Source organism: Methylorubrum subtropicum, from assembly GCF_038442325.1.
GTDB lineage: Bacteria > Pseudomonadota > Alphaproteobacteria > Rhizobiales > Beijerinckiaceae > Methylobacterium > Methylobacterium subtropicum.
Genome location: NZ_JBBXMW010000006.1, coordinates 38,149 through 51,143, shown reverse-complemented (window position 1 = coordinate 51,143; position 12,995 = coordinate 38,149). Strand labels below are relative to the sequence as shown.

Genomic DNA, 12,995 nt, shown 5'->3' with positions numbered 1-12,995 from the left:
GATGCGCGTCCGAGGGGGAGGGCAGGGGTTAGCGTAAGCAGGCGTTAAACGACACCTGTCAATGTCGGGTCTGTCCGTCAATCGTCGCGGGCCTGCGGTCCTCGCGGGCGCCCGTGTCCTTGCGGGGTGTGATGTCGAGTTCGCGTTCCCTGACGCCGCAGGATGCGTCGCAATACGACCTGATCGAGGCCGCCGTCCGGGAGACCGAGCGCGGCCGGTGGTTCTTGGAGGAGTACGCGCGGCGCAACCGCAACGCCGACACCGACGTGCTGCTCGGCGCGATCCACCGGCTCGAATCGGCGGTGACGGGCGAGCGCGGCGGCGGCGAGGACGTGGTCCGCTTCCGCGGCGACCTCATGGACATGGCCGACGCCATCGCTCGCACCCGGGCGGAGGTGGCCGCGCTCACCGCCCCCGACCACGGCGAGAGCCGCCTGACGGTGGCCTCGGAAGCGCTCGATTCCATCGTGCGCGCCACCGAGCGGGCGACCTCGGACATCCTCGGCGCGGCCGAAGCCGTGCAGGAGGCCGCCTGGACGCTGCGCGAGACCGGCGCCGACGGCGCGCTTTGCGACGACCTCGACCGGCACGCCACGCAGATCTACACCGCCTGCTCGTTCCAGGACCTGACGGCGCAGCGCACCAGCCGCATCGTCCACACCCTGCGCTACCTGGAGGACCGGATCGCCTCCATGATCGGCATCTGGGGCGCCGAGGCCGGCGTGCCGGACCTCGACTCCGAGACCCGCATCCGCCGCGACACCGCCGCGACCCTGAACGCGGCGCTCGACCAGACCGACGTCGATCGCTTCCTCGACATGGAGGGCCCGGCCGCCCCCACGGCCCCGGCCCGCCCGCCGCTCTCGGCGGTGGCACTGCACGAGGATCTGGCCTTCGTGCCCGCCGACCCGTTCGAGGGGGAGGGCGCCGCGCCCGAGGCTGCGGCGTCGGCGGACATCGCGGCCGAGCCTGCCATCGACTTTGCCGCCGGGGTCGAGGCCGTTGCCGAAGAGGTTCTGGTCGAAGACGCGCTCGTCGAAGAGACTGTTGCCGAGATCGTCGCCGCCGAAGCGGAGCGGCCCGAGGCCTCCGTGCCGGACGCGGCCGAGACCGACGCGGATCGCGCCGTGGCCGCCCTGGCCGAGGCGCTGCTGGCGCAGGACGAAGACGCCGCCGTCGCGGACGAGGCCGTGGCGGAGGCCGCTCTCGGCGACCTGTTCGACACGCCCGCCGAGACCGCCCCGGCCGCCGAGGCGGCGCCCGCCGCCCCCGCGCCGGCCCCAGTGGACGACCTCGCCGCCGCCTTCCTCGACCTCGACGAACTCAGCATCGAGGAGAAGATCGCGCTGTTCGCGTGAGGCCCGCGACGCGGATGACGGTTCCCGGATGCGTCGCGGCGGAGTAAGCGCACGGGCGCCCCGCCCGCCTTTCCTTATCCCGTCACCGACCCGGCCATGGCCCTGCATCTCCTGAAGCTGTGCGTCGGTCCCGCCTCGATCGGGGAGTTGGAGGCGCGGATCGCCGGGCACCGCGAAGTGGCCCTGAGCGTCGGCGCCGACCCGCGCCCGTCCCACGTCACCCGCATGGTGCCGAAGCGCGCTGGCGCCATCGCCGGGCAGGGCTCGATCTACTGGGTGATGAAGGGCGCGCTGAGCTGTCGCCAGCCGATCCTGGCGATCGAGCCGTTCACCGGCACCGACGGCATCGACCGCTGCCGCCTCGTCCTCGACCCCGCGGTGACGCCGGTCAGTCCCCGCCCCTGCCGCCCGTTCCAGGGCTGGCGCTATCTCGAACCCGCCGACGCCCCGCCCGACCTCGACCGCATGAGCGCGGGCGACATCGCCGAGATGCCCGAGAGCCTGCGGCGGGAATTGGTGGCGCTGGGGTTGATCTGAGCGCCGCCGACCGGCGCGCCTCCCACCCATTCCCCTCATCCTGAGGTGCCGCGAAGCGGCCTCGAAGGAGGGCTCCAGCGTATTGCGCGATCCCTGGAGCCCTCCTTCGAGGCCCCTTGCCGCGACAAGGGGCACCTCAGGATGAGGGCGGTGGGTGGGAGGACCATGGGCCGAAACGAAGAAGGGGGCCGCGAGGCCCCCTTCGTGTCGTCTTGTCGTATCGTCTTGCCGGCGCCCTCGCCTCACATCTCGTCGAACCGGCCGCTGGCGTGGGCCAGCATGGTGTAGACCTTGCCGGTCTCGGAGGTGAGGTAGGCGTCGGCGCGGCGGGTGTCGCGGTCGTTCTTGGTGACCTCGCCGAGCAGGCGCTCGAACTCGCCGACATAGCGGTCCACCGTGCGGCGGAAGTCGGCGTCGGCGCGGTAGCGGCGCTGGATCTGCTCGAAGGTCTGGCGGCCTTGCGCCGTGTAGAGGCGACCGTCGAACAGGTCGGACTCGCCGCGGCGGTAGCGCTGCCAGAACTCGACCGAGGCCTGGTGATCGACCATCCGGGCGATGTCGGTCGAGATCGCGTCGAGGGAGACGCGCTCCGCCGCGGCCGGGGCCTCGGGGGCAGGGGCCGGAGCTTGTGCCGGAGCCTGGGCGGCCGGCGCCGCGCCCTCCTCCTCGTCGATCGAGGCGCGGGTCAGGAGGTCGGACAGCCAGCCGCGGTTGTCGCGGGTGCCGGGCTTGCCCTGAACAGGGGCCTGCGCGGCGGGCCGCACCGGCGCCTGGGTCGGGGCCGCCTGCGGACGGGCCGGAGCCTGCGCCGCAGGCGCACGGGCCGGCTGCGGGGCAGGGGCCTGCGGGGGGGCGGCGCGACCCTGCGTGGCGGTACGGGCCTGGACTGCCGGCTGGGCGACATCGACGGAGCGGTTCGAGCGGGCCACCAGGGCGGACAGCTCGTTCAGCGCATCGATCTGCTCGGCCACGACGCGGCGCATCTCGCTCGTCGCGTCCTGGGTCTCGCGGGGGAGTTCGAGCACGCCGCGCTGGAGGTCGGCGCGGGTGGCGTCGAGTTCGCGGCGGATCTCGGCGGCCATCTCGCTCATCCGCGCGACCGACGCGCCGAAGCCGTCGGAGGCGGAAGCGAAGCTCTCCATCATCCGGGCGGAGGCCGATTCGATGGCCTCGCGCACGGCCCCCGCGGTGCGGGTGCTCTCCTCGCCGGCACCCGTGCGCAGGCGCTCGAAGTCGCCCGCCACCGCCGCGCCCGCGGTCCGGGCCGCCTGGGACAGGCTGTCGCCGAGTTCCTTGGCGCGGGTTTCGGCGGTGCGCAGCGTCTCCTCGACCACGCCGCCGAAGCGGCCGGTGCGGGCCTCGATGTCGCGGGTGCGCTCCTCGATGCGGGCGAGCGCCGCCTCGACCGCGGCTTGGCGGGCCGCGAGGCTCTCGGCCAGCCGCGCCTCGACCGCCTCCAGCTCCGAGGCCGCGCCGGCCAGCGCCGAGACCTGGGCGCCGGTGCGCTCGGCGAGCGCCGTGCCGCGGGCGTCGAGCGTGTCGGCGAGGGAGGCCGCCTGCTGCAGCGCCCCCTGCGAGACTTCGCGCAAAGCCACGACCTGGGCCGAGACGCGCTCGGCGCCGCGGCCGGTCTCGGCGGCGATCCGGTCGAGGGCCGACTGGATCTGCTCGACGCGGGCGCCGAGGCCCTGCTCGACCGCCCCGAGGTTCTGGCTCGCACCCTCGACGAGGTCCTTGAGGCCGGCATTGGCGCGCTCGATCCGGGCGACGACGGCGCCCGCGCCCTCGCGCACCAGCTCGTCGGCCTCGTTGAGCGCCGCGACGGAGGTCGCCGCGCCCTGGTCCAGCGCCGCGCGGAGCGCGTCGGCCGACTGGTGCGTCAGGGCGGTCAGCGCCTCGGTGCGCTCGCGCAGGGTGTCGGCGAGCGGCGTGCCCTTCTCGGCAATGAGCCGGTCCAGGGCCTCCTCGCGCTCGGCGAGCGCGGCGGCGAGCGCGGCGGCCGGGCCGTCGATCAGGCGGGTCAGCGCGGCGTTGCGCTGGTCCAGCACCGTGCCGAGCGCCTCGGCATGGGCCTGCGCCAGGGCGGCGTGGCGCTTGGCGCGCTCGTCCAAAGCCGCGACCATGCGGCCGGTGCCGGTCTCGACCAGCGACGCGAAGGCCTGATGCCGCTCGGTGAGATCGGCGTCGAACGCCGCCTGACGCTCGGCGCGCTCGTCCAAAGTCGCGGCGAGGCGGGCGGTGCCGTCCGCGACCAGGGCGGCGAAGGCGTCGCGGCTCCGGGTGAGGGCGGCGTCGAGGCCGGCCTGACGCTCGGCGCGCTCGTCGAGCGCAGCGACCATGCGGCCGGTGCCGGTCTCGATCAGCGCCGCGAAGGCCTGCTCGCGCTCGGTCAGGGCGGCGTCGAGACCCGCATGGCGCTCGGCGCGCGCGTCCAGCGCCGCGGCGATCCGGGCGGTGCCGGCCTCGATGGCAGTTGCTTGGTTGCGGGTGCGCTCGTCGAGCGTCGCGACCATCCGGCCGGTCCCGCTCTCCACCGCGGCGGCCAGGGCCTGCTGGCGCTCGGTGAGCGCCGTGTCGAGGCCGGCGCGACGCTCATCGAGCGTCGCCGCGATGCGGCCGGCGGCGTCCTCGACCAGGGCGGCCAGCGCCTGCTGACGCTCACTGAGCGTCGCGCCGAGGCCGGCGAGGCGCTCGTCCAGCGCCGCCGCGATGCGGCCGGCGCCGCTCTCCATCAGCGCGGCGAAGGCGTCGTGGCGCTCGCGCAGGCCGGCCTCGAGGGCGGCCTGCTGCTTGGTGCGCTCGTCCAGCGTCGCGACCATGCGGGCGGTGCCGCCGTCCACCATGGCGGCGTAGGCGTCCTGGCGCTCGTCGAAGGCTTCGGCGAGCGCGTCGGCGCGGGTCGCCACCACGGTGGCGAAGGCGCGCAGCCGCGCGTCGATGCGGGCGGTGAAGGCGGCGCTGCGCTCCTCCACCGAGCGGCCGAGCAGGTCGGCCTGTCCGGCGACGAGTTGGGCGAAGGCGGCGGAGCGGCCCTCGACCACGCCGTCGAGGCTCTTCATGCGCTCGTCGAACACCGCGATCATCGCCCTGGCCTGGGCGTCGAGGCGGCCGGTGAGCGCCGTCGAGCGGTCGTCCACCAGGGTGTCGAGGGTGGCGTGAATCTCGTCGAACAGGGCGCGCAGCTCCTGGGCCCGGGTATCGACGGTGCGGGCGATCTGGAGGCCGCGGCCGTCCACGAGGTCGCCCAGCACGCCGAGGCGCTGGTCGAACAGGGCGGCGATGCCTTGCGTGCGGGCATCGACCTCGCCCGCGGCGCGGGTCAGGCCGCCCTCCAGCGTGGTGACGAGGGCGTTGGCGCGCTCGGCAAGCGTGTCGTGCAGCGGCAGGATGCGGCCCTGGACGTCGGCGTCGAGGCGGCCGGCATGCCCGTCGAGCAGCGCGCGGATCTCGTTGGTGCGGCTGTCGAGCAGGTCCTGGACCGTGCGGGCGCGCTCGTCGAGCGTCTGGCGGAAGGCGGCGAGCCCGGTGTCGAGGCCGCCGCGGAGACCGGCTTCGCCACCCTCGACGAGGCCGCGCAGTTCGGTGGTGCGGCTGTCGAGCAGCGAGCGGATCTCGCCCGCGCGGCCGTCGAGCACGTCCTGCACCTCGCGGGTGCGCTCGTCGAGGGCTTGGCGCAGGGTGGCGAGCGCCGCGTCGAAGCCGCCGCGGATGCCGGATTCGCTGCCCTCCACGAGGTCGCGGAGCGTCAGGGTGCGGCTGTCGAGCAGGGTGCGGATGTCACCCGCACGGCCGTCGAGGAGGTCGCGCACCTCGCGGGTGCGCTCGTCCAGCGTGCCGCCGAGGCCGGCGACGCCGGTCTCGAAGGTCGCGCGCAGGCCCGCCTCCCCGCCCTCGACGAGGCCGCGCAGTTCGGTGGTGCGGCTGTCGAGCAGCGCGCGAATCTCGCCCGTGCGGCCGTCGAGGACATCCTGCACCGCGTGGGCGCGCTCGTCCAGCGTCGCCCGCAGGCCGGTGAGGCCCTGGTCGAACCGGCCGCGCACGGCCTCGGCGCCGTCCGTCATCAGGCCGCGCAGTTCCTCGCCGCGCCCGTCGAGGAGCGCGCGGATCTCGTCGCGGTGGGCGTCCAGCGCCGCGCGCAGGCGCCCGCCGCCGTCGCCGAGCAGGCCGTCGGTCTGGGCGACGAGGTCGCGCAGACCGGCGAGCAGCGCCGTGCCGCGCCGGTCGAGCAGCTCGCCCAGCGAGGTGCCGCCCTGGTCGAACAGCGAGGCGATCTCGACCAGACGCCGGCCGAGGCCGTCCGTGACGGCGCGGCCGCGGCTTTCGAGGTCGTCGGCGACCGAGCCGCCGCGCTCATCGAAGAGCCGCGACAGGCTCTCGGCGCGCTCGTCGAACAGGCGCTCGATCGCGGCGATCTGGCCGGTGAGCGCGTCGCTGGCGCCGCCGCTGCGGGTCTCCATCAGGCCGACCAGTTCGCGGATGCGGCGGGTCAGCGCCTCGTCCACCTCGCGGGTGCGGGTCTCGATCAGGCGCACGGCCTCCAGGGCCTGGACGCCGAAATTCTCGTCGAGCTGGCGGGTGCGCTCGTCGAGGGTGGCCGACAGCGCGCCGAGGCGGGCGAGCACGCCGGTGTCGAGGCGGCCGGCGCCCTCGTCGAGGCGGCGCACGACGTCGCCCGCGGCGCGGTCGAGGTTCTGCGCGAGGTCGGCGACGCGGCGGTCGAGGGCATCGCCCAGCGAGCGGTCGCCCTCCGACAGGGTGCGGGCGATCTCGGCGGTGCGCAGCACCAAAGCCTCGTTGAGGGCGGTGGCCCGCGCCCCGAGGCGGTCGTCGACCTGCCCCGCGAGCGAGGCGAAGGTCTCGCCGATCTCGGCGGTCCGGCGGGCGGCGCCGGCCTCGATCTCGGCGATGCGCGCCGCGACCGTCTCGGCCATGGCGCGCTCGCTGTCGGTCAGCGCCGTCACCAGCGACTGGCCGCGGGTCGTGAGGGTGCGGTCGATGTCGGAGAGGCGGCCGTCCACGGTCTCGCCCAGCGCGCGGGCGCCGCCGTCGATCCGCTCGGCCAGGATGTCGCCGCGGGCGATGATGTCCTGGAGCGCGGCCAAGCGGTTGCCGAGCACGTCGTCCACGGCCTTGGCGCGGCCCTCGGCGGTCTCGGCGAAGGCGGCGTGGCTGCGGTTGAGCGCGTCGCCGACGCGGGCGGCGTGCTCGGTGATGGCGAGCACGATTTCGCGGCCGGCCCCCTCCAGCTTGGCGCGGGCCTCGTCCGAATGGGTGCCGATGAGGCCGACGGCGCCGCGGCCGTGATCGCTGAGCGCGCCCTCCAGCTCGCCGAGGCGGGCCGAGAGGTCGGCGCCGAGCCCTTGCGCGGTGCGGGCCATCTCGCCGGAGACGGCCTCGCCGCGGGCCGCGACCTCGTCCCCGAGGCGGGCGAGCGCCTCGCGCAGCGCCAGCAGAGCGGTCTCGGTGCGGCCGGTCACGTCGCCGCCGACCTGATCGGCGGTGCGGGCCAGCGCCGTGGTGGCCTCCTGGCTGCGGGCGGCCAGCTCCTCACCGAGGCGGGCAATCGTCTCGCGTAGCGTCTGAAGCGATGCCTCGGTCCGGCCGCCGACCTCGCTGCCGGCCTGCTCGGCGGTGCGGGCGAGCGCGGCGGTCGCCTCGTTGCTGCGCGCCGTCAGTTCCTCGCCGAGGCGGGCAATCGTCTCGCGCAGGGTCTGGAGCGAGCCCTCGGCGCGACCGCCGATCTCGGCGCCGACCTGCTCGGCGGTACGGGCGAGCGCGCCGCTCGCCGCGTCGCCGCGGGCGGCGATCTCGGCCGACACGCGGTCGAGGAGATCGCGCATCTCCTGGGCTGCGCGCTCGGCGCGGTCGCCGAACGCCCCGCCGGCCTGGGTCGCCGTCAGCGCCAGCGTGCCGGTGGCCTCGGCGCCGCGGGCGGCGATCTCCTGGGCGACCTGATGCAGCAGGCCGCGCAGCTCGTCGGCGGCGCGCTCGGTGCGGGCCGCGATCTCGCCGCCGGCCTGACCGGCCACGAGGGAGAGCGAGCCGGTGGCCTCGGAGCTGCGGGCGGACAGCTCGTCGCCGGCCCGGTGCAGGGCGTCGCGCAGGGCCTGGAGCGACTGGTCGGTGCGGCTGGCGATCTCGCCGCCGGCGTGGCCGGCTGCGAGCGCGAGCGCGCCGGTCGCCTCGGTGCTGCGGGTGGACAGCTCGTCGGAGACGCGGGCGAGCGCGTCGCGCAGGGATTGCACGGCGGCTTCCGCGCGGGCGGAGAGTTCGGAACCGACGCCCTCGGCGGCACCCCGGAAGCCCGCGACCACGTCGGTCGAGCGGGCGGCCACGGAACTGGCGGCTTCGTCGGCGGCGCGGCGCAGGGCCTCACCGGCCTCGCCAAGGCGGGCGGCCATCTCGTCGGCGCGGGCGCTCGCGGCGCCCGCGGTCTCGTCGGAGGCGCGGGCGATCCGCTCGGCGGACTCGGCGGTGCCGGCGGCGAGCAGCGCGGCGGCGGCGACGGCGGCCTCGCGCAGGCGGGTCTCGACCTCGCCGACGCTGGCGGTCAGCGCCAGAACGGCCTCCTCCGCCCCGCGGCGGATGGCTTGGCTCGCGCCGCCGGAGCGGGCGGTGAAGTCGGCGCCGAGGCGCTCGACGCTCTCGCGCAGGGTGGCGGCGGTGCGGTCCGCATTCGACGCGAAGCCCTGGCCGAGGCCGGCCAGAGCCTGCTCGACCTGGGCGACGGCCTGCGCCGCATGCCCGGTCATCAGGCCGGCGACGCGCTCGGCGGAACCGTCGAGGCCGGAGGCCAGCGCCGCGCCGCGGACCGTGATGGTCTCGTCGATGCGACCGGCGACGGCCTCGATCCGGCCGGCGAGTTCGCCGCCGCGACCGTCCACGCCCTCGGCGGCCTTCGTGGCGGCCGCGACGAGTTCGTCGCGCACCCGCTCGGCGCGCGCTGAGAAGTCCTGGGCGACGCTGCCGGCGGCGATGGCCAGGGCGGCCTGGGCGTCGCGACCGCGGCCCTCGATGAGTTCCGACACGCCGGTGCCGGCGGTCTCGATCTCGGCGCGGAGCGCCGCGCCGCGGGCGGAGATGTCCTCGGCGATGCCGGTGCCGGTGGCGGCGAATTGCTGGCGCAGGCCCTCGCCGGTCTCGGCGAAGCGGGCGGTGATGACGCCGCCGGTTTCGGCAAAGCGGTCGGTCAGCTCGGTGCCGCGGGAGAGGAAGGTCTCCTCCAGGCCCTTGGCCGAGCGCTCGAAGGTCTCGCGCACGGCGCCGCCTTGGCTGTCGAGCGCCGCGATCAGGGTGGTGCCGGTCTCGGCCAAGGACTTCGCCACCGCGCCGGCATTGTCGGCGAGCGTGCGGGTGAGCGCGCCGCCGGTGCGCTCGAAGGCCTTCGTCACCTCGTCGGCGCGCTGCTGGAGCGTCGCGGTGAGGTCGGTGCCGATCGTCTCCAGGCTGCCGCGCACGCCCGCGCTGGTGGCCTCGATCTGGCGCACGAGGTCGTCGCCGCGGGTCGAGACGTTGCCGACCACCCGGTCGCCGACCTCGGTCAGCGCCGCGGTGATGGCGCCGCTGCGGGAATCGAGCGCGCCCGTCACGCGGTCGCCCGCGCCGGTGATCGCCGCGACGATGCGCTCGGCGGCGCCGTCGAGTTCGGAGGACAGGTTCTCGTGGGAGCCGGCGATGGCGCCGCGCACCCGGTCGGCGTTGGCGACGATCGACTCGCGCTGCGCGATCAGCTCATCGACGAGGGTGCGGATGCGGATCTCGTTGTCGGAATAGGCCCGCTCCAGGGTCGAGATCTCGCCGCGCACCAGCGTTTCGAGTTCGCCGGCCCGCGCCAGCGCCCGCTCGACGCCGTCGCCGACCGCGGCGACCTCGCGGCGCACCGTCTGCGACATGGTCAGAACGGCATCCGTCGAGAAGCTCTCGGGCTCGGCCAGCCGGATCGCGACCTCGCCGACCGCGCGGGCGACGAGGCGCATCTCGTGGGCGCGCACCGCCAGCATCGCGGTGATGAGGAACAGCACGATCGGCCCGGCGATGGCGGTGGCCACCACCGCGGCCTGGAGCGCGGTGAGCCCGGTGACAAACGCCTTCAGGTCGCCGCCGGACTGGTTCCAGGCGAGCGCGACGAGGCCGTTGAGCCACAGGAACGAGGCGATGCCGGCGAAGACATACGGCTTGCGCGAGGGGCGCACGCGCAGGGTCTGCTGCAGGATGCCGATGTTCTGGCGGTCGTCGTTGGCGACGAGCGAACGGTCGGGCGGCAACAGGCCGCCCTCGCGGCGGGAGCGGCGCTCGGGCGGCGGGAGATCGCCGACGCTATCGAGGTCGAGATTGGGGATGCGCCGCCCGTTGGCCTCGGCCAGCGGATCGGACAGGGGATCGTTGTCGCCGACATCGGGCAGCCGCGGCTCGACGCGGGCGGCCGGAATGTCCAGATTCAAAGCCTGTTCGATCGCGGAGAGGGCAGCCTCCGCCGGATCTTTAAGCTTCTTGTCGGTGGCCATGCAAACGCCTCGTTACGCATCGCCGTCCGGCCGCGAGGCGCAAAGGGCTTTAACCCGAGGCGATCTCAGCAGCGAAGACGGATTTACCCGTTTGACCGGGGCACCTTAGTCCTGCGGATCGCGCCCCGGATAGGCGGACCCGGCGGAGCCCCCATAAAACCTTAACGGAATGGTTACCAAGCCGGGACCTGGCAGGGGGTGTCCGCTTCGAACTCTGACGCGCCGCGGGTTAAACCGGTACGCCCCGCGGGGGCCTGCGCTGTGGATAGGCCCGAGCCGCCCACAGGGGATGGGCCGCAGGGTGAAGAGACCCGCCCCGACAAGACCGTGACGAGACGGCTTATATGAGTGAGCTTCCCCTGATCGACCGCGCGCATCTGGGCGCGCAGACCTTCGGCGATGCCGACCTCGCCGACGAGGTGCTCGGCCTGTTCGTCGCACAGGGCCGGCGGCTGATGCCGCTGATCGCCGCCGTCGACCGACCTGCGGCGGAGCGGGCCGACTTCGCCCATACGCTCAAGGGCGCGGCGCTCGGCGTCGGCGCCGCGCGGGTGGCCGCCGTCAGTGCCGCGGTCGAGGCCGCGCTCCGCGCGGGCGAGGCGGCGCCCGATCTCGCGGCCTTGGAGGCGGCGGTCGCGGACACGCTGGCGCATATCGAAGAAGACGGCCCCGGCTCCGGCACCTGAAGCCCTCGGGCGCGTTTCACGCGAGCCCGCGCGTCGATCTCTCGGCTTGCATTCTGGCGCGGCGGCCCCCAAGCAATCGCCATCCGTCGGAACGCGCGCGGCGCGCGAAAGACGCCCCTGGAGCTAGGCATGCCCAAGATCACCTTCGTCGATCACGCCGGTACGGCCCGCACGATCGACGGCGAGGTCGGTTCGACCGTGATGGAGACGGCGATCCGCAACAACGTGCCCGGCATCGACGCCGAGTGCGGCGGGGCCTGCGCCTGCGCCACCTGCCACGTCTACGTCGATGCGGAATGGGCCGAGAAGGTCGGCCCGGCCGAGCCGATGGAGCAGGACATGCTCGACTTCGCCTCCGACGTACGCGCCACCTCGCGCCTGTCCTGCCAGATCCGCGTGAGCCCGGACCTCGACGGCCTGACCGTCACGACGCCCGCGCGCCAGGGCTGAGCGACCTCGTCACGGGTTTCGAAAGGGATCATCCCTTTCGTGGGTCCAGGGCAAAGCCCTGGTTGACGAGGAAACCGGGGCTCCGCCCCGGTGCCCCGGCAAAGGGATGATCCCTTTGCAATCCCGGACTTATCGCAGGAGCGCGCGCATGGCGCCGTCGAGGCCTTCGAGGGTCAGCGGGAACATGCGGTCGGCCATCAGGCGGCGCATCATGCCGATCGATTGGGTGTAGGCCCAGTTCTCCGGCGGCACGGGGTTGAGCCAGACCGCCTTCGAAAAATGGTCGAGGACGCGCTGCATCCAGACCGCGCCCGGCTCCTCGTTCCAGTGCTCGACCGAGCCGCCCGGATGGGCGATCTCGTAGGGGCTCATGGAGGCGTCGCCGACGAACACCACGCGGTAGTCCGAGGGGTAGGTGCGGATCACGTCGAGGAGCGGGATGCGCTCCTCGTGGCGGCGGCGGTTCTCGGTCCACACCGCCTCGTAGGGGCAGTTGTGGAAGTAGAAGTGGGCGAAGTGCTTGAACTCGGAGCGGGCGGCGGAGAACAGCTCCTCGGCCAGTTCCACGTGCCAGTCCATCGAGCCGCCGACATCGAGAAACAGCAGCACCTTCACGGCGTTGCGCCGCTCCGGCCGCAGCTTGACGTCGATGAAGCCCTGGCGGGCGCTCTCGCGGATGGTGCCGTCGAGGTCGAGTTCGTCGGCCGCCCCGGTGCGGGCGAAGCGGCGTAGGCGGCGCAGCGCGACCCGCATGGAGCGGGTGCCGAGTTCGCGGGTGTCGTCGAGGTCCCGGAACTCGCGCTTGTCCCACACCTTCACGGCGCGGAAGTTGCGGTTGCCGTCCTGGCCGATGCGGATGCCTTCCGGGTTGTAGCCGTAGGCGCCGAAGGGGGAGGTGCCGCCGGTGCCGATCCATTTCGAGCCGCCCTGATGGCGCTCGCGCTGCTCGGCGAGGCGTGCTTTGAGGGTCTCGAACAGCTTGTCCCAGCCGAGCGCCTTCAGTTCGGCCTTCTCCGCCTCGGTGAGGTATTTTTCCGCGAGCTTGCGCAGCCATTCCTCGGGGATCGCCGCGGGCTCCACCGCCTCGCCCAAGGTCTCCAGCCCCTTGAACACGGTGGCGAAGACGCGGTCGAACCGGTCGAGATGGGCCTCGTCCTTCACCAGCACGGTGCGGGCGAGGAAGTAGAACTCTTCCACGCGCTTCTCGGGCAGATCCCGCTCCATCGCCTGAAGCAGGGTGAGGTATTCGCGCAAGCTGACCGGGACGCGGGCCTCGCGCAGGCTCGTGAAGAAGGAGAGCAGCATCGGGGCAGAACGCCCGAGGCGGGCCGGCGGGTCAAGCCGGCGGCGTCCTGTGGAGGACGGCGGATTCCGGTGGATATCGACCCCGCGGGTCTTCGCGCGCGGCACACAACCGTCACCCGCCTCATTGAAGCTGCGTCGGACCCATGCGGAGCGCG

General features: G+C 74.2%; 6 protein-coding genes. 4 read left to right on the top strand and 2 right to left on the bottom strand.

What is annotated here, in order from left to right:
- The first annotated feature begins 131 nt into the window (after positions 1 to 131).
- Complete coding sequence (locus tag AAHG03_RS10470) at positions 132 to 1,358, top strand: hypothetical protein (protein WP_342150580.1); 1,227 nt, start codon at positions 132 to 134, stop codon at positions 1,356 to 1,358.
- Positions 1,359 to 1,454: 96 nt separating this feature from the next.
- Positions 1,455 to 1,895, top strand: coding sequence for a DUF1489 family protein (locus tag AAHG03_RS10465; RefSeq protein WP_342150578.1), 441 nt, complete (start codon positions 1,455 to 1,457; stop codon positions 1,893 to 1,895).
- Between the two features lie 242 nt (positions 1,896 to 2,137).
- Here AAHG03_RS10465 and AAHG03_RS10460 read toward each other — a convergent pair whose 3' ends face one another.
- On the bottom strand, positions 2,138 to 10,399 hold the full coding sequence (locus AAHG03_RS10460) for an apolipoprotein A-IV repeat region-like domain-containing protein (protein ID WP_342150576.1): 8,262 nt from the start codon (positions 10,397 to 10,399) through the stop codon (positions 2,138 to 2,140).
- 344 nt (positions 10,400 to 10,743) lie between these two features.
- On the opposite strand from AAHG03_RS10460, the gene AAHG03_RS10455 reads away from it, so the two are divergent.
- Positions 10,744 to 11,085 (top strand): Hpt domain-containing protein, encoded by a 342-nt coding sequence (locus AAHG03_RS10455; RefSeq protein WP_342150574.1) that lies wholly within the window; start codon positions 10,744 to 10,746, stop codon positions 11,083 to 11,085.
- 129 nt (positions 11,086 to 11,214) lie between these two features.
- Entirely contained in the window at positions 11,215 to 11,535 is a 321-nt protein-coding gene (locus tag AAHG03_RS10450; RefSeq protein ID WP_342150572.1) for a 2Fe-2S iron-sulfur cluster-binding protein, read from the top strand.
- 129 nt (positions 11,536 to 11,664) lie between these two features.
- Here AAHG03_RS10450 and AAHG03_RS10445 read toward each other — a convergent pair whose 3' ends face one another.
- A complete protein-coding gene (locus AAHG03_RS10445; protein ID WP_342150570.1) occupies positions 11,665 to 12,840 on the bottom strand; it encodes a vWA domain-containing protein in 1,176 nt (391 codons plus the stop codon).
- Positions 12,841 to 12,995 lie beyond the last annotated feature (155 nt).